Source organism: Cupriavidus necator (genome assembly GCF_040578825.1).
In the GTDB taxonomy this organism is placed as follows: domain Bacteria; phylum Pseudomonadota; class Gammaproteobacteria; order Burkholderiales; family Burkholderiaceae; genus Cupriavidus; species Cupriavidus necator_E.
The window spans coordinates 1-20,992 of record NZ_JBEFLI010000081.1 but is presented as its reverse complement, the minus strand read 5'-3'; the positions used below and the strand labels follow the sequence as shown (position 1 = coordinate 20,992).

Annotated in this window: 25 protein-coding genes and 1 pseudogene; 1 reads left to right on the top strand and 25 read right to left on the bottom strand. The window is 60.4% G+C overall.

Annotated features, from left to right (window positions below; genetic code table 11):
* Positions 1–323: 323 nt before the first annotated feature.
* The 6 genes from AB1I47_RS28670 to AB1I47_RS28645 all read right to left on the bottom strand — a co-directional run bounded on the left by AB1I47_RS28670 (position 324) and on the right by AB1I47_RS28645 (position 5,236).
* Complete coding sequence (locus tag AB1I47_RS28670) at positions 324–1,055, bottom strand: plasmid recombination protein (protein ID WP_354687077.1); 732 nt, start codon at positions 1,053–1,055, stop codon at positions 324–326.
* Complete coding sequence (locus AB1I47_RS28665; protein ID WP_354687076.1) at positions 1,052–1,825, bottom strand: DNA/RNA non-specific endonuclease; 774 nt, start codon at positions 1,823–1,825, stop codon at positions 1,052–1,054. Before AB1I47_RS28665 ends, AB1I47_RS28670 begins: the two co-directional genes overlap by 4 nt.
* Before the next feature lie 51 nt (positions 1,826–1,876).
* Positions 1,877–2,680, bottom strand: a complete 804-nt coding sequence (locus AB1I47_RS28660) for an N-6 DNA methylase (RefSeq protein WP_354687075.1) — start codon at positions 2,678–2,680, stop codon at positions 1,877–1,879.
* A 560-nt stretch (positions 2,681–3,240) separates the two neighbouring features.
* The gene (locus AB1I47_RS28655; RefSeq protein ID WP_354687074.1) at positions 3,241–4,191 is read right to left on the bottom strand and encodes a DNA cytosine methyltransferase; all 951 of its coding nucleotides are present in this window, start codon (positions 4,189–4,191) and stop codon (positions 3,241–3,243) included.
* A 92-nt stretch (positions 4,192–4,283) separates the two neighbouring features.
* Entirely contained in the window at positions 4,284–4,691 is a 408-nt protein-coding gene (locus tag AB1I47_RS28650) for a hypothetical protein (protein ID WP_354687073.1), read from the bottom strand.
* Positions 4,692–4,732: 41 nt separating this feature from the next.
* Positions 4,733–5,236: a hypothetical protein gene (locus AB1I47_RS28645; protein ID WP_354687072.1), complete on the bottom strand. Its 504-nt coding sequence runs from the start codon at positions 5,234–5,236 to the stop codon at positions 4,733–4,735.
* A gap of 146 nt (positions 5,237–5,382) precedes the next feature.
* Here AB1I47_RS28645 and AB1I47_RS33890 point away from each other — a divergent pair, with 146 nt between their 5' ends.
* Complete coding sequence (locus AB1I47_RS33890; protein WP_407935926.1) at positions 5,383–6,030, top strand: DUF6988 family protein; 648 nt, start codon at positions 5,383–5,385, stop codon at positions 6,028–6,030.
* Between the two features lie 279 nt (positions 6,031–6,309).
* Here AB1I47_RS33890 and AB1I47_RS28640 read toward each other — a convergent pair.
* The 19 genes and pseudogenes from AB1I47_RS28640 to AB1I47_RS28550 form a co-directional block, all read right to left on the bottom strand.
* A pseudogene (locus AB1I47_RS28640) lies at positions 6,310–6,589 on the bottom strand (HU family DNA-binding protein).
* Between the two features lie 400 nt (positions 6,590–6,989).
* Positions 6,990–7,175: a hypothetical protein gene (locus AB1I47_RS28635; protein WP_354687071.1), complete on the bottom strand. Its 186-nt coding sequence runs from the start codon at positions 7,173–7,175 to the stop codon at positions 6,990–6,992.
* 77 nt (positions 7,176–7,252) lie between these two features.
* Positions 7,253–8,026 carry a hypothetical protein gene (locus tag AB1I47_RS28630; protein WP_354687070.1) on the bottom strand — a complete coding sequence of 258 codons (774 nt, stop codon included), beginning with the start codon at positions 8,024–8,026 and terminating at the stop codon, positions 7,253–7,255.
* A gap of 14 nt (positions 8,027–8,040) precedes the next feature.
* Positions 8,041–8,325, bottom strand: coding sequence for a hypothetical protein (locus AB1I47_RS28625; RefSeq protein ID WP_354687069.1), 285 nt, complete (start codon positions 8,323–8,325; stop codon positions 8,041–8,043).
* 6 nt (positions 8,326–8,331) lie between these two features.
* A complete protein-coding gene (locus AB1I47_RS28620) occupies positions 8,332–8,634 on the bottom strand; it encodes a DUF6388 family protein (protein WP_354687068.1) in 303 nt (100 codons plus the stop codon).
* Between the two features lie 74 nt (positions 8,635–8,708).
* A complete protein-coding gene (locus AB1I47_RS28615; RefSeq protein WP_354687067.1) occupies positions 8,709–9,269 on the bottom strand; it encodes a hypothetical protein in 561 nt (186 codons plus the stop codon).
* Between the two features lie 121 nt (positions 9,270–9,390).
* Entirely contained in the window at positions 9,391–9,816 is a 426-nt protein-coding gene (locus AB1I47_RS28610) for a hypothetical protein (RefSeq protein WP_354687066.1), read from the bottom strand.
* Positions 9,817–10,253: 437 nt separating this feature from the next.
* The gene (locus tag AB1I47_RS28605) at positions 10,254–10,886 is read right to left on the bottom strand and encodes a hypothetical protein (RefSeq protein WP_354687065.1); all 633 of its coding nucleotides are present in this window, start codon (positions 10,884–10,886) and stop codon (positions 10,254–10,256) included.
* Between the two features lie 1,168 nt (positions 10,887–12,054).
* Positions 12,055–12,753, bottom strand: coding sequence for a type IV pilus biogenesis protein PilM (pilM, locus tag AB1I47_RS28600; RefSeq protein WP_354687064.1), 699 nt, complete (start codon positions 12,751–12,753; stop codon positions 12,055–12,057).
* Between the two features lie 4 nt (positions 12,754–12,757).
* On the bottom strand, positions 12,758–13,540 hold the full coding sequence (locus AB1I47_RS28595; protein WP_354687063.1) for a hypothetical protein: 783 nt from the start codon (positions 13,538–13,540) through the stop codon (positions 12,758–12,760).
* A gap of 1 nt (position 13,541) precedes the next feature.
* Positions 13,542–14,066 (bottom strand): tetratricopeptide repeat protein, encoded by a 525-nt coding sequence (locus tag AB1I47_RS28590; protein ID WP_354687062.1) that lies wholly within the window; start codon positions 14,064–14,066, stop codon positions 13,542–13,544.
* 58 nt (positions 14,067–14,124) lie between these two features.
* Positions 14,125–15,267: a hypothetical protein gene (locus AB1I47_RS28585; RefSeq protein WP_354687061.1), complete on the bottom strand. Its 1,143-nt coding sequence runs from the start codon at positions 15,265–15,267 to the stop codon at positions 14,125–14,127.
* A 28-nt stretch (positions 15,268–15,295) separates the two neighbouring features.
* Positions 15,296–15,613 (bottom strand): hypothetical protein, encoded by a 318-nt coding sequence (locus AB1I47_RS28580; RefSeq protein ID WP_042875603.1) that lies wholly within the window; start codon positions 15,611–15,613, stop codon positions 15,296–15,298.
* 43 nt (positions 15,614–15,656) lie between these two features.
* Positions 15,657–16,544 (bottom strand): putative quorum-sensing-regulated virulence factor, encoded by an 888-nt coding sequence (locus AB1I47_RS28575; protein ID WP_354687060.1) that lies wholly within the window; start codon positions 16,542–16,544, stop codon positions 15,657–15,659.
* Positions 16,545–16,561: 17 nt separating this feature from the next.
* Positions 16,562–17,695, bottom strand: coding sequence for a hypothetical protein (locus AB1I47_RS28570; protein WP_354687059.1), 1,134 nt, complete (start codon positions 17,693–17,695; stop codon positions 16,562–16,564).
* Between the two features lie 66 nt (positions 17,696–17,761).
* Positions 17,762–18,325, bottom strand: coding sequence for an HD family hydrolase (locus AB1I47_RS28565; RefSeq protein WP_354687058.1), 564 nt, complete (start codon positions 18,323–18,325; stop codon positions 17,762–17,764).
* 90 nt (positions 18,326–18,415) lie between these two features.
* Positions 18,416–18,553: a hypothetical protein gene (locus AB1I47_RS28560; RefSeq protein ID WP_354687057.1), complete on the bottom strand. Its 138-nt coding sequence runs from the start codon at positions 18,551–18,553 to the stop codon at positions 18,416–18,418.
* A 22-nt stretch (positions 18,554–18,575) separates the two neighbouring features.
* The gene (locus tag AB1I47_RS28555; protein ID WP_354687056.1) at positions 18,576–18,749 is read right to left on the bottom strand and encodes a hypothetical protein; all 174 of its coding nucleotides are present in this window, start codon (positions 18,747–18,749) and stop codon (positions 18,576–18,578) included.
* Positions 18,750–19,566: 817 nt separating this feature from the next.
* Positions 19,567–20,292 (bottom strand): SDR family NAD(P)-dependent oxidoreductase, encoded by a 726-nt coding sequence (locus AB1I47_RS28550; protein WP_354687055.1) that lies wholly within the window; start codon positions 20,290–20,292, stop codon positions 19,567–19,569.
* Between the last annotated feature and the right edge of the window lie 700 nt (positions 20,293–20,992).

Below are 20,992 nucleotides of genomic sequence, written 5' to 3'. Positions count from 1 at the left end.
GCGTTGCGTAGATTTTGGGCGATGGCATAGAGGATGCAACAATCGTTGCGCCGTCACAGCGTTCAGAGAGTGAGAGTGCCAGCGGGAAGGGGCTCGGCGCCCCGCAGCCGATTCACCTACCCTACGCATGTCCGAGCTTCTTTTGTGGGTATACAGCATTGTTTTCGTTGGCCCCAGAAGCTCATCCTGCGCATGGCACCCTCGCATGAAGGCTCTCTCAAGAGAGCTCTCATGCCAGCTGCCGTGCCCCTGATGTGCATGCTTAGCATTTGGAGTTTGACTGGCCTCTCGGCGGTTAGTTGCATCCATTGGAATCCCCACGACTACGGAACCAGCCTCATCTGCCCTCGCCTTTCAAGCTCGGCGCGGAAGGCTTCCTCCGTGGGCGGTGCTGATGCCCCGGACCTCTTCTCCCCTTCGAGCTGGGCAAGCCGCCCTTGCAGGTCAGCTTTCTCCCCCAATACCGCCAGGAGTTGCAGCTTGAGCGCAGCAACCTCTTTAGTGGCCGCCTCCGCAGCACGAGTTGCCTCCCCTCCCCGCTTGATCCCAAGCGCCTCGACGCTCGCCGCGTACTCGCTCTGCAGCTGGGCCAGCCGCAGTCGTGTCCCTCCAAAGAGAGCCCGGGCGTTGAGCTTCCCCCGCTCGTCGAGCGGCACCAGGATTGAAAGGATGACCGGAGCCGGCCCGCCGGCGTCCAACGTCGCCAAGGCCAGCCGATCGCCGTACTTGCCCCGCAGCCAATCAATGCTCGCTTCGGTCCACGCCTGCAGGCGGTCGCCGCTCCACTCACCGCCGGTTGCCGGCTCGCCCGCCAGTTGGGGCCGACGCATCACCGACATCAGCACTTGGACGGCAAGCACGGCGTTTGTGCGGACCGTTTGTTTACCGATCAGGGAACGGACAGCAGCGAGCAAACCGGGGCCACCAGCGCCGAGAAGCAGCTGCGCGCCGTCGCATTGACCGGCGGCGGTCACCGCATCCCACGTCTTTAGCTTCGTGATGCGCAGGACGGTATAGGCAGGTGCCAACGGCGTGGCCACGGCGACGGGTTTCAATCCCATCGCGGTCGGGGCAGCTTCATCGGGCGGATGGCCGCTGTATCAGGGAAGAAGCGAATTCTCGCGAGCTGCTCAATCTCCTGGATTGGCACCTCACGCGGCCGCCTGTAGTCCTGGTTCTCGAGGAGGTATGCGCCGCCGGAGTTGTTCGCGGGGTCGTAGACAATCTTGTATAGGTGGGACGGAACAGCGACGCGACGGTTGAGCCACCGGATGGCCTTCCCCTCTTCCGGAATGAATAGGGGGCCGGTGATCACGAAGACCTGGCGGTGCCGGGCAAGGGATCGCACGGCTTTCTCGATCGCTGCCCAGGCATTCCGGTTTCCGTCAGCACTCTGCGGCACAATATTGGTCAGCGCGAACGTCTCATAGTCCGAATGCGGATTGCTGGCGTCGGCCGACGGCGTCATGTGGCCACGGTCCAGGCCGCTTCCTCGGTAATCATCCAGCGTGGAGCGCCAGCCAAACGGGATCCGCTTGTCCTCATAGAAGACGTCATACCGCGGGAAGTCGCGCGGAAGCGAGAACCGGCCAGGGCTCAGGTTCTCGGCGGACCACAGCGGGGTTCGGGTAAGGTTGGAATAGACGACGCCGAACTGGGAGGAGCAGAGCTCGACCGTGCCCTTGGACAGCTTATCGTGCCAAACATCGGGCGCAAAGCCGGCGGCATAGCTCTCAGGGCAGTTCGTCTGAGCACTCCATGCCGCAAACGGTGCCATGAGCATGGCCGCTGCAACGAGGCCGGCCTTCATGCTGTCGTTGATCATCCTGTGCATTATCTATTTATTTTGTGTTCGCATTATACTGCGAATTATAATTTAGGCGGCTAATGCGTTGCTTTCAGGGACCGGTTTGGTGTGCAGCGCTACCTCGCGCATTGGTTCATCAGGCGAAACGGGGAAACGGGAAGCCCAGCCGCCGAGGATATAGGCGGGTGTGTACCAGACAGAGGAGTGTTCCACGGTCAGGCTGTTGCCGCAGATCAGCACTGCGGGGATGTGCAGGAGCGTCAGCTGGACGTAGGCCATATGCACGGCGGTGAGGCTCAGATCCACACCCACAGCGACCATATGACGCTGGTAGTTGAGCCCCGCTTCGGCCATGACCGCAGCGGCCTGGATTAGCATCGCCCCGCCACCCATTGCAGGCTCGTGGACGGAAATGAAGCCGTCGCGGGCAATAAGCGCCTCCATGGACTCCCGGTCCATGGTCATCGCCGCCACCAGCTTGCTGACCTCGCCTGGTGTGAAAAATTGACCCATGGCGTTGTTCCCAAGCTCGAGAGCCATGTAGATCTCGCCCAGGATGTCGGCGAAGTGGATTGGCACGCCACCCGGTCCCACATTCGCCTCGAACGCCAACGGAAGACGGACAAAGGCGCCGACCAGCGCGTCGAACTCCTCCTTTGTGTACCGCTTCACAATCCGCAAGTACTCGGCTTCACGTTCGTCGTGGCCGCGCCGATCGATCTGCGCGAATGTAATGGCGCCGAGCGCGACAAAGTCGCTCCAGACCTCAGAGATTCGGCGCCGGTAGGACGCCTCGCGAAGTAGTTGGACAATTTCGAGCTGTGCCGAGCCGGCACTGCCCCGCTTTACCGCGCGTAGCTGGCGCTGCTTCATACTGCCCTCCAGGTGGTACGGATGTTCTCGATGTGCCTGCGCCGCATCGGTGCATCTACGCCCCGCATGAACGCAGCCCCGTCGGTGAATGTGCGCACCGGCGCCCCGGGGTTGCCGATCTCATGAATGAACAGCGCGCCCTGCGTGGTCTCCTCGACCTCCCAGGAATCCAGCCAAGGCTCGCGTGGCTGTTGTGGCAGGCTGCACGCCCCGCACGGCCCCGCGGAAGTGCACATAGTAGGCCGTGGGTACCCCGTAGTGACCCATGCCACGAAGCGTGTCCAAAGCGGCCTGGCGGTACTTCGGGCGCAGCAGGCACCGGTCAATAGGGTCCATAGGAATGATCGCCAGACGGTTCCAGCCTTTGCCATCGTGGCCGGCGGGCGAGCGATCAAGGGACGGCCTCACGCGATAGCATGGCCCGATTGCTGTCGATGGCGGATTAGCGCTCACACTCATCATGTGGTCTCCTTGCAGTGCAGGATTTGTTGAAGCCAAACTACCGATCGATGAGGGAACTGCGCAAATCGGGACGCGAGTAACCCGTAAGGCTCCGCGCATTACACCTGCGCGCGGGCGGCCTGCAGCATGTCGGTCGCGACCACCGGGCTTACCATGTTTCCAAGCATCCGCATGGCGTCACGCTTGGTTGTCGGGAGTTGGTAGTCCTGTCGTAGCCCCATGGCTGCCTTCGCCTCCGGGATCTGCAGCATGCGCATCCGATCCCCGTCGATGACGGCCCAGCGATCCACGGTCGTGAGTGTCCCAATGGGACGATCGAGGCTGCGGCCTGTCTCCCCGCTGCCGCTGCCGTAGTAAGGCGCCACGAATCGCTGGCCATATCGGGCCCGGCCGGCGGCGATCCGCCGCAGTGTCGCCGGGCTGCGCCGCGGCGTTTGGATTGGCGTCCACGGGTGCTCATCCCACTGAATGACCGAGCCGACGCCCACGTGATCGCGCCTCGGCAGCTTCAGCTGAATTGGGCTCCTTGAGCGGGTGCAGACGAGGAAGAGCCGTACGCGATGTTGCGGTACGCCGTGGTCTGCGGAATCAACGACGTGGGGAGAAACGCTATAGCCAAGCCGGCGCATAGCATCCTCCCAAGCGGGATATAGCGCCCAGTCCAGAAACTCCAAGACGTTCTCGGCGAGGACGAGCTCTTCCCGGTGATACTCAGCGCAGCTAACCACCGCCCACGCAGTGCTGCGCTGGCTGTCGTGATGCGGGCGATCCCTGCCGCGGGCCCGCGAGTGCCCTTGGCAGCAAGGCGATGCTAGCAAGACGTCGTGGCGAGGAACCTCGGTCCAGTTCGCCTGGTGCAGGTCCTGGCAGACGTGGATGGAATTCGGGTGATTCCGCGCGTGGAACTCGACGGCCTGGGGATTATGGTTGCCGCACCAGATCACATTGATGTCCGCGTTGCGTGCGCCTTCGGTGAAACCGCCGGCACCTGCGAAGAGATCAATGGCCGTGAGTTGTCCTGCCGTGCTCGGCATCGTTGCTGCGATCATGGGAGATTCTCGGGAAGCTGGGTTTGGGGCTACTCCGCCCCCTCACCCGGGATGAAGGTCGCCTTGCGGCTCGTGCGTCTTGATCGGCTGGGTCAATGAAGCGTGGCGCCGGCGCGGCCGCCAACGGCCGCGAAGTAGTGGTTGGTTGAGCCAACGTCGACCTCCACACTCAACATCGTGGTTGTCCCTTCCGCAGACAGATCGGCGAACCGCCGCAATGCCTGCGTCAGAACGGCACTTGCCTGGAAGCTCAGGACCTGGACTTCCCGCTCGGTGAAGTCTCCTGCCAGCGCCATGGCGTTGAGCGCAGCCTCCGATTTGGCGTGCGCGAGCAGGGCGTCCACCGGGCTATTTGCGCGCGTCACGCCCTGCATAGCCTTTATCCAGATCATCGACAGCGCGCAGCCGTTCTCGCTCCAGATCCTCTTGCCTTTCAGCATGCTCTCGATGAGCTGGGTTACCAGTTCGTTGAAAGAGGGGTTCTCTTGGCTGGTGGTCATATGCGAATTTGTTGGTTGCACTTAAGCTCACGTTTGATCGATCAGGGTTTGGGATCGTCCTGCAGCTTGCGCAGTGCGGTCCGCAGCATTTGCTCGGTCTGGGAGACTGCCTCGCCGGAGTTCACCAAGGTGCCGGGGTACCGCAGCACGGTCCAGCCCATCTCGGCTGCCAGGTTGTACTTGCGTGCGTCCTCAATGAAGCCGCGCGCCTGGGTGTGCCGGCCGCCGTTCCAGATCCCGCCCTCGAGCTCCACCGCGATCAGGAGGTTTGGCCAGGCGAAGTCGAATCGGTACAGGCGCGGCAGCGCGAAGCGGAACTCTGTGCACCACCGAAACGCCGGGTGCGGCTCCCGGCCAAACGTCGCGCGAAGCTGTTGGTCGAATGCAGCCTCCAGGTAGCTTCCCTCGCCTCCCACGCTGTGGCCGCGCTCGGCTGAGGCCTTAACCCGGCGCTCGCGGTCTCCAGCCCGCTTCTCGATATCTCGCTCGACGCGATCAGCCGTCTGAGGGGAAAGCCGCCTCAGCTCTTTAAGTGTCAGTCGCATGTTCTTGCTGCTTCCATATCGCTTCGTGCGGCTGACGCGGTGCGTGTTTCGATTTGGAGAGCCTACAGAAGAGTGGGGGGTACCACGCAAATGTGCCGGTATGATTCAGTGCATGGGCGTGGTCGATCGCCAACGAGAGGAATGACGTGAACCTAGAGAGATTGCTTGGCAGGTCGGAGGAGCTACATGACGCCCTGGCGGATGCCATAGACGGCGCACGCCCTTACGATTTCCGGTGGTCGGTTGCACAGCGGGCGTGCGCCGTCGCTTGGGATCACGCGACAGGGGTGCGGTTGGCCATTGCACACGAGTTGCTGACTCCTGCAATAGGTCTGCTGCGACTTCAATACGAGGCCTTCACCCGCGCGGCCTGGTTGGGCTACGCGGCTTCGGACAGCGATCTCGCTCTAATCTCCGCCCCGTTATCTGAAGAGGCAGCCGAGGCGGCGGAAGGGGTTCCTACCCTTTCCAAGATGGTCGCTCAGCTCGGAAAGACGCAAGCCCCAGGAGCGCAATCAGCGCACCAGATGCTCTCATCCTTCAAGGGCCCGAATTGGGGTGTCTTGAACTCGTACGTCCATGCGGGAATTCATCCGCTAGCCGTGGTTGCCGGCGAATTCCCCGTCCGGCTGGCCGCCAACATACTTCGATTGTCAAATGGGCTGGAGGTAGGAAACGGGATGGTCGCCGCGGTGTCGTCAGGCGATAGGATCCGGATTGGCGCTGTGCGAGCGCTTCAGCATCGCTTCCTCGACTGCTGTCCGGATGTCATCAGGTCAGAGGAAAGCCCTTGAATGCACCCATTAGGGCCACGTTCAAGACCGGGCCTCGCTCTCCGCATCGGCAATGTAGTCCACGATTGTGTCTATCTTTTCGCCTTTGGAATCATCGTCATTTGCAACATTTTTCTCTACCTTTGCCGCTCGGCTACCGGCCGGCGTGCGGGGCGCCGCTCGCGCCTGGTTCTTTTCCGCTTTTGATTGTGAACGTGTAAGAGCAGCGACAGCGAACGCAGGCCGATTCGCTACGTCCCCAAGCTGGGCACGCAGCGAATCGAGTTCAGCTGCGAAGGGTCATTGGTTGACTGCATCCTTGAACTTCTGGCCAGCCTTGAACTTCACGGTCTTCGCGGCCTCGACCTTGATTTCCTCGCCGGTGCGGGGAATTGCGCGCCACACGCTCACTGCGTTCCCCCTGGCTAAACGTGCCAAAGCCAATCAGGCTCAGAGTGTCGCCCTTGCCAACAGCCTCCATGATGGCGCTGATAGTCACATTCAGCGTTTGCTCAGCCTTGGCTTTGGTCAGGCCGTCTACACCGGCCGCAATTGCGTCGATCAGTTCGCTTTTGGTCATGCTTTGTTCATCGCTTCGTTAGCTACCGGCCAACATCGGGGCGCAATTCGCGCCGTTGCTTTTCCGATGGCTCGCTGGGTTACTTTTCGCTTGGAATGCTGGCCAGCAGCTCAAGCAAATCCTCCTTAACAAGCACCAGCTCGCAGAGCTTCCGCGGCTTGCCATCGCTGTCTGCAGTCATAACATCGACGGCGAGGAAAGTCCCGTCCCTGAACTCAGGCGCCCGATCCGGGAATTGGAGCCAACGGCTAGACACCTGACAAACCGCCTTACCCTCATTGAGGTTTCCGCGACGGCGTCGCTCAGCGTTCCATGAAGTCTTCATCCCGTCCATATCGATCTCGCTTTTCCGTTCATTCTATTAACTGGCCACGGGCAAAGCCGGTGGAACCGGGTAGCTTCAATGCGTCGGGAATTGTTCACCGCCGCCACCCACCTTGGCACCTCTCTCGAATTCCCAGTCGCCGGGTTCGTCGAGCATCGCAATCGCCAGGCGGGCGGAGTTCCACGATGGTGCCCAAAGCCACAGCACAGTGCTTCCGATCCATTCCTCGGCCGCGTCGAATTCTTTCCAGACAGAGTCCATTACTCTATTTTCCGATCAGTGAAGGGTTCCGTTTGGATCACGCTAAATGGAAGCGAATCTTGATATACAGCCCCTTCCTACCTACTCGCCTTGTAACGATCAATCGCTGCCAGGATCCTCTGCGCACAGATTCCAGCCCGTTCCGGGGTATCGCACTCAGATGCCTTCACGCGCTCGACATAGACGCCCTCATGTGCAAGCATCGCGGTTCGAGCATGAGCGTCGGCCGGTGACTCAGTATGGACGGTGTCACCGTCGACCTCGACTTGAACGAGAATCCCCTGCTTCACGACGATGAAATCCGGTTCGATTCGACGATACTCTTTGCCACCTCGCAGGAAGACGGGCAACGGTGCGAATGGAATGCCTAAAGCTTTCAGTGCTTCGTAGAGCAACATCTCCGGTTTGGACCTAAACAGCAACCCATCAAGGCGATGTGGAGCAATATTGTCTGATCGCACGCGGCCCTGATTCGTTATGCCATCTCCGCCCAACCATGCCCGCGCCTTGTCCCGCCACTGGTCGTCGCTTACGACCTCTGGGGCAATCACCACGTTGTCGAAGACCTGGTTATCCGAGCCTCGCAGAAACTCTTTGATCTTCGCAGCGATCGCGCTTTCCAATTGGGAGAGCGCTGACTTTACCTGCGAATAAACGTGGGCAGGCACTTCCAATGTCAGGGTGTAGCCGTAGGTGCCGCCGTTCCAGTTGTCATACGACGTCTCCTCGATCTTCGGTGTCGCCGCCACGATTACCGCAACCTCGTTTGCGGACCCATCGTAAGCGAACTGACGACTCACGGATGCGAGCAGCGGCTCGAGATTGTCCAAGTAGTCCGAAAGAGAGGCCATATTCTTTTCCTATGCTATGCGAGTAGAAGGGCGATACCCAGAAAGAAGGCCGCGACACCCGCCGCAAAAGCCGCCCAACGATTCCAGGCCGCTTGCGCAGCGGCGCTCTCAAACGGATTTGTTCGTTTTCCCTTGGCGTCCCCTTGAGAGATGCCTCCGGGGATCCAACCATCTTTGCTTACCTTCTCCACATACGGCCGGGTTACCCAAGTGGAAAAGAACCATAGAGCAGCCGCTACGAGTGCAGTTGCTCCTGACGCAAGATTCAGATAGCCTGCGATCGTCTTTGCATCGATCATCGTTTCCTACCTCAAACCGATGGCCCGTTCCATGGCCTCGCGGTTCGCACGGATGATCTCGGCTCGCTCGGCTTCGGAGTCAACAGCGAATTGCAGCAGAAATTCAAAGCCGTCGATACCACGGCCGGCAGCCGTTTCGCTCAGGGCCTTTGCAGCTTCGATGCGGCGTAGTTCAGCGAGGTCAACGCCAAGGGCGTCAGCAATGGCTTTCGTGACAGCATTGACGCGTGCACTGGCATTCGGATGCGCCACTAGAAAACGATCGTAGCCGGTTGCGATCTGTTCGTCGGACAGCAGTCGCTTATTCATGTAATCCCCTTTTCCTATCGGTCCTTCTGACACTGGACGTTGAATGCCGCCGGCAATGGTAGTCCGCCTCACGGCTACGCAAACTTGCATAGCAGCTCGTCAATACGTTCCACCGAGTATCGCCACGATTGGGGAATCTCATCGATTGTCCCAGCGGCTTGCGCGCGCGGGCCCCAAGCATGACGCTCGTGGAGTATCGTATCGCCGCGACCGCCCGCGGCCATCTTCAATCGCCCCGCGATTTCTCTTGGCGTTGCCAAGTACACCCTCGGCATTCCATCGATGGGAACGTCCTTGTACTGCACCAAACAGAAAATCGTGCGAGCACCGTGCCGTTTCAGCCAAGTGTCGGCTGCACCATAATAGTCTGCATTCCGAATGATTGACTGAGTCAGGCCCCAACCGCCGTCTTTGCTGCCCTTGACCGATACCTTTAGAATATCGGAGCTGCGGTCCGGATGACCAGTCATAAGTGGGCGGGCGACAATTAGATCGTACTCTGGCTGATTTGCACCGTATTGCACGGAGACATCGGAGCCTGCCCGGGCAAACAGCGCAGCAGCGGCAGCTTCGGCGGCCACGCCTATGTGGCGAGATGATACTTCGCGGAACATTTCCGTTGGAGGGACTAGCATACCTTTTCCGTTAAATCAGATCGTACCTGGCCTGTAGCTCGTTCTTGCGAACTTCTTTGCAGATCCTTCCCGAGCGTACGGTCTTTTCGCGTGCGTAGGTATCGGCGCCGCTGTAAGATGCCTAAGCGCTCCGCTTCCCGGTCATGGCCACATTCCAACTGAGCAAATCCGGGGCGCTGTGATTGCAGAGCCAGCGCTCAAGCCCGGCGACGATACTTTCATGGTCTTCGCCAAACGCCTGTACTAGGGCATCAACCTGTGGTCCCAGCGTTCCAGACAGCGCGATAATGTCCTCAGCTGCGAGACAGCGTACTTCGAACGCGACACCCGGGGTTGCTTTCGATTCGCGCTCGATATGCCTCCAGCACTGGCTGTGAAAGAGCTGGTTCTTCTCAAGACGTACCATGGTCACGGCGTCATACGCTGGAGAGGTCCGCCACCGATCTTTGAGCCCGTTGCGTGAGATACCGACATAGCGCAGCTTTGCGTCATCACCCGAGACAAGATAGAGGCAGGGGCCCTTGCGCCGCCATATCTCTTCGCTCACGATGTCATAGCTGCCTTGCAGCCACGGGGCCGACGCGGGCGCCCTTTTCAACGTTACGCTTCCAGCGCCTGCCCCCCACCTCATAGATGAGGATTACAGGCACCGCCGTGTTAAAGAGCCGATATGCCTGATCATGCGCTGTGAGACTCCGTGGTGACATCGTCGGCTCGCGCGGTGCCACGGTAGGCTCCGTCACATGACCAAGCGCTGCGGGCTTGGCGTAGCTGCTGGCCGCAACAGCGTCTGCCACCGCGTCATCGCCAGTTGCGTTCTGTTCCCTTAAGCGGAGATTACGCCGAATCCAATCAAACACAATATTCTCTTCCCGTTCAATAAACGAACTTCAACGTGCTGCGTGCGGATGCGCGATTCTGCTGCCTTAGCCGTGTCGCCCACCTGACCCCAATCGTGGTGCCACTCCTGCTTGGTGGCTTTTCCTACGCGATTGGCCGACGTTCGATGCGCCCCTTATCGCCTACCGTGAGGCCGATAGCCCATAGCATAGGCACGACAATCTTTTGGAAGACCGCTACTGCAACAGAATACGCGTGATCGGCTTCCGAAGTACTGCAGGAGAGGCCTTTGTGAATAATGCCATTCCGGAGTTCTTGCACTCTTTTGCTCTCGTCAATTAGCGAATTACTCACGCCATCGCGGGCCACTTTTGTCAGGTCCAGGCTTGCCAACTCTTGATACAGGCGTGACAGCAGCTCTCGATAGCGGTCAAATCCAGTTTGACCAACTGCATACTTCACGATGATTTCGGCCAGCCCAGCGCTGTGTACAAGACCATACACGATTGGCTGCAATACTGTGGCTTTTAAGAGTAGCTCGATCGCGGTAGCGCAGAACACGACAGCGGCTGGGGAATGCCCGTTAGCCAGAAGTCGCTTTCCTTCCTGAAGACTATCGACCGCGGGACGCATGACCATTGGGTTGGACAAATAGAACAACTGCAGGCGTTCCGCTGTGAACTCGGTCACTGCCTGTTCCTTATGCTCAGGATAGAGTTCTTCACTAATGCGCTCGTACATTTCGCCGAACGCGTCGTCTCCAGGTTCGTAGCTCATATGCTATTTCGTCTCAGTGCAGCTCATGGTTGCGCGTCGATTTCGAGCGGCGCATTCACGTAGCCGAAGGTCGCGATCTGACCCAGGTATCCAGGAAGAAAGCTCGCAATTGAGCCGGCTTGTTCGTACTGATGAACATGCCGGATGAATTGTTTTTTTCAACAACACTGCCGCCGAACCAAGCGTCGGGACGGGATTAACATAGCTGTCATCGGTTGCTCGCAGAAGAATCCACGGAGTGCCACGTCAGAATTTCCTGAATGTATGCGCGGCCCATCTCTGGTAAGGCTCGGAAGTCAGAGGACTCGCTCGGCAAGAGCCACTTGTCAAGAGTTCGTCTGGACACACTTAGGCGGGCCGCGAACTCCTCGCGCGTCATCCCAAGTTGGCTCATTGCCTCACGCAGTAGAGTCTGCTGGGTGGCCCGGAAGAGCTTCATGTTTGATGCCATTTGACCAAATGGATATCGATTCGCTGACTCTGTATATCCCCAACGGGGAGTGCCTTCAATTACCCCAAAGGAGGGTATCGAAAGCGGCAGCTGCCTCCAGAAGGTCGCATTTGGTGACTTCCAGGTAGGGAGCAACATGACAATGTGGGAGTGGCCGAATAGCAATTGGACGGTATCTATCGAGTGCCCCTGCGCGAGAAGCCGGTTGGCGAACGTCCGCCGACCGGAGTGGCTGCTATATCCCTTCCCAAGTCCCGCCCCTCACTTCTGATCGCGAGTGACGTCACTATCCAGGCGGTGTCGACGTCGTGGCGACTGACCACATCCGCATCGAGAGATCGCAATGGGACATTCGAGATCGCTAAACTATCTCCTTTGGTGCTCCCTGCGCCGTCGAAAGATGTGCTCTGTTCCGATAGGCCCATATGACGCGTTTGACATCCCAGGGGCGGAGCCAATTGCCAGTTCCGGCAGTGTCCTCACGCTCTCCTCGTTAAATCCGGTCCTTGAAAAGGCGTAGCCGAATAGTCTATTCATGCTCATCTTTTACTCTTGGAGGCCTTTTCAAACTCAGGATCAACGATGAATCCCCCCCGTTTTCCGGCCACGGCGACCGGTCTCTTACGAAGTGCCATGACTGCCGTGCGGCAACTGATCTCTCTGGCCAGCAGTAGGGACAAGACGTTCCACCCATATCGCACCAGCATCGTCTGACCCTCAAGTGCTTGAGCAAGGAGTGTGGGTGGGTCCCACGCCGGCCGGCGCGTCCTGCCAGTTGGTGAAAGTGCCATCCTCATACTGGAATTGCTCCTGCAACACCGGCCCGTTGTTCCACACGCCAGTGGGCGAATTGCCGTAGCGGTCCTGACATGTCACCCTACGGATGATCCTTGGAAGGCTGGTGGTCGCGTCGATGTAGACCACCGAAGCCCCATTCGGTATCCCTGCGGGGAGCGATACCGGCGCAACCGCTCCGCTCGACGTGATGATGAGCTGCTGGCCCTGCGCGACACCAACCGTTCCGCGAGCGCTCATCGCCGTCTGCAACTCAGCGCGCACGCCGGGTATCAAGCGCGAGTTCACCCCGCTGGGGATGTAGAAGAGGAAGATCTCGCCGTTACGTAGGAAGCCCTGTACGTCCGAGCGGCGGCTAAACCAGGAGGACTGAGCGGCCGCGTCCGGCATGAACTGCTGTACTGGCCCGATGAAGGTCCTGAAGTTGGCGTAGTTCACCAAGTTCCCGCCGGTTTGGGCGAGCGCGTAGTTCACGATGGCCGCGCGATAGTTCTGCATGTTGGTGACCACGCTGCCCACATCGAGCTCGGCGGCCTGGGTGTCCTGATCCTCAGCGTTAGAAGAGGCGAAATAGCCGAACCAGATGAACATCGCAAGTGCGATGGCAAGCCCGACGGGCATGGTTTCAGTCCTTGAAAGTGGTTTGATTACGCCACTGCAGCTCGGCAGCCGTCTGATAAATGGCCAGCATCGTCCCGGGCATGCCCCTGCCGTGCTGGGCACCCGCCTGAAGCTGGTCGAGCGCGGCGCGTAGTTCCCGCGCATTGCTGTGGGGATCCCCTGGCTTCGCCCCGCTCACTTTGGCATTGAACTCCACGATCCTGGCTGCACCGCGCCAGTTTCCGTTGGCGGCGAAGTAAGTCAGCGCTACAAGGTCGGCCAGTCGCTCTGACGCTCGCACGTCCCGGAAGGTGGCGCCTGCCCGGGACGCCGCGCGCCGAGTCTGGTGCCATTCCATACAGTGGCCAAACTCATGGGCGGCCAAATAGTGGAGTGCCTCCACGTACTCGAAAGCGCCGGAACGCACGTAACCGTCCAGCAGGTCACTACGGCTGGAGTCATAGAAGATCACGCACGTCGGCAGCTCGCTGCTCTCACTGAATCCTCCAACTGCACGCGCGACCTTCATGTTGTCATAGGCCTGCATAGCAAGAAGCTCATCGGCGCTATGACTGGTGGTCGCCTGTAGGAAGCCGCGCACTGCTACATCCCCGGTGTCGAAGGTCAGAACTTGCAGCGGTGTGTCGGCCTCCCGGCTGTAGCTGGCGAGCATCTGCCCAACCACGTGACCGAGATCGCTCAAGAAGGTCTGCGACGGCGCGGCCTGCCCCGCGACTGGGGCGAACGCGGCGCCGACGGCAAGCCATGGGAGGAGCGCGCGCTTCGCACGCGAGATGAAGGAAGCCACGCTAGTTGCTCGGTGACTGGTTCTGGAGCTGCTGCAGTGCCTGCAGGAAGGACGCTGGCGGAGCGTATCCAGCCTGGGCCGCCTGGTCATACCAGTATTTGGCTTGCTGTACATTGTTGTTTCGCGTATAGAGCAGCCCCAGGTTGCACATTGCCTGGGCGCTGCCCGCATTCGCCGCCTTCGTGTACCACTGGGCAGCGGTGTCCAGGTTCGGGCCCAAGCCGCCGCCAACGTCATACAGCGTGCCGAGATTTAGCATCGCATCGACGATCCCCTGCGCCGCCGCCTTCTCATACCAGGAGCCTGCCTCAGCCGGGTCGAGGTTCACCCCCACCCCGCGCTGGTACATGAGGGCGAGGTTGAACTGGGCCTCCGGGTGACCATTGATGGCGAGCCGAAGGTATTGGCGATACGCCGTGTTGTAGTCGCCCTGCTTCACGGCGGTGTTCGCCGCTGTGAAGATGCTGCCCGCTGACTCGTTGACGTTCTGGGCCGCAGCGCCACCGTACGCGAGGGCGAGGACCATGCAAGCCAGCATTGACGCCAGCGGCCTGACTCGCCCCCCAACCACAGCAAATGCCGAGTCAAACACCCTCACGCTCCCTGTATTGCGGGATGGTAGCGCCCTCGCCGTAGCCGTTCTGTCGAAGCTCCTTTGTCGCCCTGTCGAGCGCACGCTTGTCGTATTCATGCGTTGCTCGTTGGCTGTTCTGATAAAGCCGGCCCGCGGAGTCCACCATACGGGATACCTGGTCCACGCGCCGCGTGCCTGACGCCGAACCGACCGACTGCCCTTGCTGGTACATCGAGACGCCATCGCGAGCGAGGCCGCTCAAATCCCTGGCGGTGGTATTCATGTCCCGATTGCCAGTGGCGCCGGCCACTGACTGTGCGAGGCCGATAGCCGAGCGGGCAATGTCCACGAAGTCCGCACCGACCTTGCGGGCCTGCACGTTTCGCGGCGTGGTGGCACTGAGTTGTGCCCTGAGGAGTTGGTGGACTGAGCGCGCGTATGCCCATCCGTAGCTAAGCGCGTCCGCGGCGTCGAAAACGGCCTGCGGGCCTTGCATGCGCATCTGGGCTACAGAGGCCTTCCAGTTGTCCGGGGACTTCATATACGCAGCAAGTCCCATAAGCGGCGAGGAATCATTCTTCCACGCATCAGCAACAATCTCTCGGACTGCACTGTCGATCTGTTTGAGCGAGCGCGCCGGGGAATTGACGGCATTGACCGATTGGGCAAACCCAGCAAGCACCTCCGTCGGTGAGAGGCCCTCGAGCGCAGAGTCGGAGCGAATAAGTACCGAGTACGGCCCGGGGTTCACCCGGGCAAGTTTCGCTGCCTCGCGCATCATTTCCATGGTGCCCGGCATGCGCTCCTGCAACCTCTCGCTTCGGAGTTCGATTGGATTCGCTCCCGAAACGCCCGGCTTCTCCCCATGCGCGGAACTGTACGTCAGCGCGTACATTCCTGCGGCCGCCAACATCGCGCCTGAGATGGCCAGCACTGGTGCCGCTCGCCTCAGCCAGCCAACGAAGCGATCCATATTTGGGCCGCTCGGTCCGTGCACCGTAATGCTGCTCGGCCGAGCCAACCCGCCCAGGCCGAGTTTCGCGCCTTTGGTACTGGAGAATCGAGCGATGAACTCCTGCGCTCTGGGGCTAAGCTTCGCAAGATTTGGCGGGACATCTGTTCCCGTCGGGTCGACCTGATCTGCTTTGGTCATAGTTTGCTCCGATCTGTGCGGAATCAGATCAGGCGACAGAAGCCGCCGGCGCGCCCTGGAGCACAAAGTCTCCGATGAGCTCGTTCGTGGCGGTGTCGCCCAGCATCACCAGCAGGCCCTCTGCACTGGCGACTGCTTCGATCACATCCTTCGAAACCGGGGCGGCGGGCGTGCCCAAGCGCTCAACGGTGCCGTCTGCGCACTTCCAGGTGATTGTGTCCGTGGAGATTCCAACGACAGTCGGCTCACCGCGCCCGTCGCGGGCGGGGATCATGACGGCGACCTGGTCATCGCGTCGCAGTTCGGCATACACCAGGGTCGTAATGTGTTCACTAGTCGTTTGCATGGTCTTTCCTTCTGGAGTTGGGTTTGTGCTGCTGGCGAGCTTCTCAGGCGCGCGGCCGCGGTGAAAAACTGAATCGGGGGGCGGTGTTGGACTGAGCCGGCTGCGGCGGCGTCACCGGTTCGGATTTCGAAACCGATACCGATGCCTGCGGCGCTGGGTGGCCAGCGTCTGGGCGAGGCCATGGCCACGGTTGCCCGCCCTCCCGGTAGGCCCGCACCACGTACGGATCGATGTCGGCTTGCTCGAAGTACCAGCCCCAGTAGTCGCGCGGAACGTCGGCGATCGGGCGGCCCTTATGCTTGCCGAACGGCATGAACTCGGGAATCCTGGCAATTTCACTGATCTCCCACAGATCGGCGAAAGACCACTCGCCGTCAGGCCGGAGCGCGCCGCGCCATTGCAACTCGTGGACGATCAGATTTAGCAGCCGAAGGTTGATGCCAACATCGACGGCAGCATCGTGCGCGTGCATGGCGAGTGCTGGTGCGACCTTCGGCATCAGGAAATAGAGCAGCGCTGACTGTGTATGGCTGTCGCACTCGGGCCAGAGTCGTTGGGCCAAGACCAAGGTACAGATGCCCCTTATCTCACCGTATCCCTCCGACGGCGCCGCCGCGTGGATGACATCGATGTCGTAATCGATCTTGTGGCCGATCAGGTGCGTCACGCCGGCCGGCAGGCGGAACGTCGACGCCGGCGGGCAGTGCTCAATCGCGTGGTTCGTGATGTGGTGCGTGGCCATGGCCCCAAACTCGATCGGCTTGCCGGGATTGAAGCGCTGGACCATGGTGTCGCGGGCACACGCATCGCCAACGAGTTCGCCGGCGAGCTGCTTGATTTTGCCCGGAGACGGAATCGGGATCCATGCGGCCTCAACGAGGCCTGGGTCCCTCTTCCCGGTTGTTTCGGTGTCAAAAACCAGTGCGTTCATGGTCGATGGGCTCGGAATCACCCGCGCGGGCGGGGTCGGGAGGTTTGCGGGGTCTCGATCGCGTATGACTTCTGGATCTGGCCGTTGGTCTGGCTGCCGATCACTGCGTTGTTGACCCAGATGCGGCGACCGTCCTCCAGGCGCCGGATATGACCGCGGCGCATGTGCATTCGGGGGCTGGCTCTGCCGGTGCCACCAGTGCCGCTGCTGGCGCCTGCGCTGGAGCGTCCGGTCACGTCGATTGTCAGTACCTTCGCATCTGCCGCGCGACGTTTGGCCAGCGGGCTGCCCGGTTCGATCCCTTTGGTGAGGGTGGACGCCTGAATATTGCTGCAGGAGCACGCTTCGATGAACTCGAGCACTGCGCCGGCTTCGAGCGAGATATCCCGCTGCAGATCGGCGATCACCTGGTCTTCCTGGCCCGGCCGCCCATCCATTGCAATTCGGAACATGTCGAGCATCGCTGGGACCATGCCACCCACAAGCATTGGCCGGCGGCCGGCCACGAAGGGCGCAGCGGAATCGGTCGGCCGTTGGTGCCTTTCGCGGCGCAACTCCTGCGAGTACGAAGCGGAGTCGGGGTAGCGCTCTGGCAGCAGCCAGAACCCCGACTCCGGCGCCCAGATCGGCTCCAAATTGGGACCTGGCTGGACATAGGCGGCGCCCCAGACAAGGATTCCACGCTCACCGGCGCCGAGCTGAGGATTCTCCCGAGCCCAGTTGAGCAGCGAGCTGGCAATCATGTCGTGGTGTACCGGTGTCAGCCAATCCGGCAAGCTATCCCGGGTCAATTCGCACGCGTAGATCAGCCGTTTTGGGGCATGAAGCCGGTCGCCAATCTGCTCGGGGTTGAAGGGGACGAAGTATTCGATCGTGATTTCCGGAAACGGCAGTCGGAGCGGCCCGTCCTCCAAGCCTCGAAATCCAGTTTCGAGGATGGCAGCGTTGTCGGGGACCGCGAAGTGCACCGCCTCGCCCAGGCGGTGCACGAGGTGTGTGAGGACGAACGCGTCGTGCCGCAATCCCCTCTTCTCAACCAACTGCACGTAGTTGCGCAACGACCGTTGGGCTTGCGCGGCATAGTTGCGCGCCGTGACAGGCGAATCGCCAACCATCGGCGCGGAGGTCAGATTGGTCAGGTTCTCAGGCACAGCGTAGGCGCTCCCTGTAGGGTTCTGGCTCGTTATCGAAATACAGCTCGTGGGGAACGAACGGTGTCATGTCTGGATGGAGAACATACGTATCGCTGTATTGGGCGAACATGTAGAGGAAGCCGGCAAACGAGGCCTGGTAGCTCCAGGCACGATTGCCTCCGGAATCGGCTCGATCCCGTCGAGGGCATGCCACGGATCCTCCGTGAGAGGAACCGGGTTTGCTATCGGCGGCAGCAGATCTTGGCGCTCGGCAGCGGCCACACGCCGGTCGACGGCCTTGACCTGCTCATGGATACGCCGGTCGGAGTCAGGAGAGAGCCCAAAGCGCACCCCGATGGCTTGCTCGATGCGAGTCTCTACTGCCTTGTAATCCGGAAGCAGCGCCTTCAGCGGGGACGGAAGGTCCCGGATATATGCCTCGGACGCGTCGTGTAGCAGTCCGTCAAGGGCAAACTCGGGATCGATGTGCCGGGCAACGATCACGCTGTGCTGCGCGACCGAATAGTGGAAGTCCAGCTGGTTCGCGTATCGACATTCCCTCGCCAAACCCAAGGCGATGTCACGGATGTCGAATTGTTCCGGTTCGGGGTGGGCGAGATTGACCCTCAGTCCGCTTCGGGTAGGCATCCAGCTACTTATATTTACGTTTGTCATTATGCTACGCAATTTAATAGGCGACGATTACCCGCCAAAGTTGGCGGACTGGGGGGCCGGGTTTCAGCCGTTTTGTCTGCGTGGCAGATTCATCGACTGTCGGGCATCCTCGACAAAGAAGCGAATCACCTTGGTGAAATCGGCCACCAACCTTTGGGACAGCGTGCGCTGCCTGGCCGGCAAGTTGTTCTGCTCCATCATCTCAAGGACCACCAGACCGTAGCTATTCGCGATCTGCGCCCAGCTTGTTCACGGACTTACGCTCTGCATCGTCCAGCTTCGATGCAGCAATCGTGGTCAGCCCCCTCAGCAGGTCGCAAAGTTGGGTCCAAAGATCCCTCAAGTCGGTTTCCGCTGCCGCGGCGCGCAACGAGGCCGATATGTCGATGTTCTTCACGACCATGGTCAGCCCCGCGGACGATCATGAGTCGGGGCATCCTGTCCCTCTTCGGTGACTGTCCCCACGCCCCAACGGCGCTTCCAAGCAGAGAAGTACTCCGATGCAACTTCCATCGGCATCGAGAGTAGTGCCGGCCCGCCGGTCTCCCGCAAATCATGACTGGCAGCCTCGCTCTCGATGGCTCGAAGCGATGCCCGAACAGCAAACGTCATGCCGCCGGTTCCAAGCGGTGGTGGCGTATCATGGTCCGGATGCCAGTCCTTCACGGCTTCGGGTGTAAGGCCATTCCGCGCCAGGGCGGCTGACAGGAGCTGGCTCGAGCGGTGTATGACCGGTAGGGATGTCGGCATCGGGTGTCGGTAAAGAGGATTCTCACCAGATTCTAAACCATCCTTTGCAGTATCATGTAACGTCAAAACAAACTAAAGCGGCGCCACCGGGGCGCCGTCTCTTTTTTTCCTCACACCTCCGGTGCCACTACCCGACTTTGTTCCCCACCAAGACCGGTAGCTCAAGGACGTATTCCCATTTTGGCTCGTAGCCGGGGATCTCTAGAGGGTCTTTCTCTGCCAGTAAAGGTGCAGCCGGAATTCGTGAGACTGCGCTTTCCGAAAAATCAACAACTTAGCAGTTAGTTCTGCCAGCGCTCTCCTGTATTGGAACCGGAAATAGCGAGACTGCCCTGTTTTGAAGCGCGAGTTCGTTGGACTGCTCCGCACCGGTTGCTCACTGTCTCTTTCCCACCCTCGGCCGTTGGGCCACAATAGACCGACTGGCAGCAGCGGCGGCATGTCAACCGAAGATCCGCACTTCCTTAGAATCGCGCTCGCCCACCGGACATGTCAAAGACAGCGCCTGCGTTAAAGCGGCTGGCGTCTGAACATAGCCACGCTACCAGGTGTGCCACCTCAGCCGGATCACCGAGACGCCCCGCTGGGCTATCACGAACCATGGCCGCCACCTCGTGGCTATCGAGGGCATGGATCATATCGGTATCCATGGGGCCAGGCGCCACGCAATTAACGTAGATATTACGGCTCACCATCTCGCGGCCGATCGCTTTGGTCAGCGCCACCACGCCGCCGCTGGCCGCCGAGTATGCGGCCAGCCCGACCAGCCCCTCCTTGCCGGCCATCGAGCCCATATTGATGATGCGGCCGCCACCCCAGCGCAACATATGCGGCAGCATCGCCTGCAGGACGTACATGGTCCCAAGGAGATTCACGGCGATGATGCGATGCCATTGTCCGGCCTCGTGATTCTCGAACGGCTGCATCGGGCCGAGGTAGCCGGCACCGTTGATCAGGATGTCGAAGCGAAAACCGGCATCGACCAGTCGCGCCAGCGCCAACGCAACCTGCTCAGCATCGGAGACATCGACGACCTCAGTACTGGCGCCGTCCATCTGGAACGGCAAGATATCCCAAACGTGAACGCTTGCGCCGCTGTCGATCAGTTGCGCAACGATCGCCCGGCCGAGCCCCTTTGCACCGCCAGTCACCAGCGCCGTTTTCCCCGAAAGATCGTAACTATTGGACATGGCATCCTCCGCGCACACATGGCTGCGTAGAAGCGGTCGCATGAAGGGCGGGGCCGATCCCCGACGTCAGCCGGATTCGACAAGCGTTCCGATAAGCCGTAACAACTCGGCATGCTCTGGTCCGTGCGCATCGCGCACGAGGAAATCGCCAACGGCTATTTCGGATGTCTGGCCGCCCGATGGCATGTTGGACTCATGCCGGATGAACACTCGTCCTGAATCCAGGTCGTGAACCAGCGACCATCGGTCGCCATTGGAACTCCGATAGAGATCCCGTGCTCGCTGCGTCATGAACCACCCCCTCAATTTTGGCTGGCGACATCCCCAAGCATGCATCTATCCGATGCCGTACTCAATAAGGAGACTGTGGTGACCGTCTCGTTCGGGTCGACTGCGGCCCGTCGCCGGCGACCTTGTCCTTTAAAAACTCGGTGCCCTGCGTCGGCGGACTTTTTGCGACCGCCATGTCAGCGCAACGCTACCCGCCGCTGAATCCCCCGCAGTTTCATCAATTCGCTATTTCCAGGGAAGCGGCGAAGTCTCACTAATCCGCTTCCCTGCACTTTATGGCCCTAATTAAGCACATTTCGCCAGAGGTCACCAATGTCGCGGTAGGAATGCCCATTACTGAGCACCCCCCGCACAGATCCCGGCGTGCGCGATTCGCGCACCGGGCTCCTGCCTTGGGTGTTTGGCGGTG

Bases quoted from the DNA above. Each gene is read 5' to 3' on its own strand.
- AB1I47_RS28665 (WP_354687076.1), bottom strand. From the start codon at position 1,825: ATGATCAACGACAGCATGAAGGCCGGCCTCGTTGCAGCGGCCATGCTC.
- AB1I47_RS28660 (WP_354687075.1), bottom strand. From the start codon at position 2,680: ATGAAGCAGCGCCAGCTACGCGCGGTAAAGCGGGGCAGTGCCGGCTCG.
- AB1I47_RS28655 (WP_354687074.1), bottom strand. From the start codon at position 4,191: ATGATCGCAGCAACGATGCCGAGCACGGCAGGACAACTCACGGCCATT.
- AB1I47_RS28650 (WP_354687073.1), bottom strand. From the start codon at position 4,691: ATGACCACCAGCCAAGAGAACCCCTCTTTCAACGAACTGGTAACCCAG.
- AB1I47_RS28645 (WP_354687072.1), bottom strand. From the start codon at position 5,236: ATGCGACTGACACTTAAAGAGCTGAGGCGGCTTTCCCCTCAGACGGCT.
- AB1I47_RS28635 (WP_354687071.1), bottom strand. From the start codon at position 7,175: ATGGACTCTGTCTGGAAAGAATTCGACGCGGCCGAGGAATGGATCGGA.
- AB1I47_RS28630 (WP_354687070.1), bottom strand. From the start codon at position 8,026: ATGGCCTCTCTTTCGGACTACTTGGACAATCTCGAGCCGCTGCTCGCA.
- AB1I47_RS28625 (WP_354687069.1), bottom strand. From the start codon at position 8,325: ATGATCGATGCAAAGACGATCGCAGGCTATCTGAATCTTGCGTCAGGA.
- AB1I47_RS28620 (WP_354687068.1), bottom strand. From the start codon at position 8,634: ATGAATAAGCGACTGCTGTCCGACGAACAGATCGCAACCGGCTACGAT.
- AB1I47_RS28615 (WP_354687067.1), bottom strand. From the start codon at position 9,269: ATGCTAGTCCCTCCAACGGAAATGTTCCGCGAAGTATCATCTCGCCAC.
- AB1I47_RS28605 (WP_354687065.1), bottom strand. From the start codon at position 10,886: ATGAGCTACGAACCTGGAGACGACGCGTTCGGCGAAATGTACGAGCGC.
- pilM (WP_354687064.1), bottom strand. From the start codon at position 12,753: ATGCCCGTCGGGCTTGCCATCGCACTTGCGATGTTCATCTGGTTCGGC.
- AB1I47_RS28590 (WP_354687062.1), bottom strand. From the start codon at position 14,066: ATGGTCCTCGCCCTCGCGTACGGTGGCGCTGCGGCCCAGAACGTCAAC.
- AB1I47_RS28585 (WP_354687061.1), bottom strand. From the start codon at position 15,267: ATGACCAAAGCAGATCAGGTCGACCCGACGGGAACAGATGTCCCGCCA.
- AB1I47_RS28580 (WP_042875603.1), bottom strand. From the start codon at position 15,613: ATGCAAACGACTAGTGAACACATTACGACCCTGGTGTATGCCGAACTG.
- AB1I47_RS28575 (WP_354687060.1), bottom strand. From the start codon at position 16,544: ATGAACGCACTGGTTTTTGACACCGAAACAACCGGGAAGAGGGACCCA.
- AB1I47_RS28565 (WP_354687058.1), bottom strand. From the start codon at position 18,325: ATGCCTACCCGAAGCGGACTGAGGGTCAATCTCGCCCACCCCGAACCG.
- AB1I47_RS28560 (WP_354687057.1), bottom strand. From the start codon at position 18,553: ATGATGGAGCAGAACAACTTGCCGGCCAGGCAGCGCACGCTGTCCCAA.
- AB1I47_RS28550 (WP_354687055.1), bottom strand. From the start codon at position 20,292: ATGTCCAATAGTTACGATCTTTCGGGGAAAACGGCGCTGGTGACTGGC.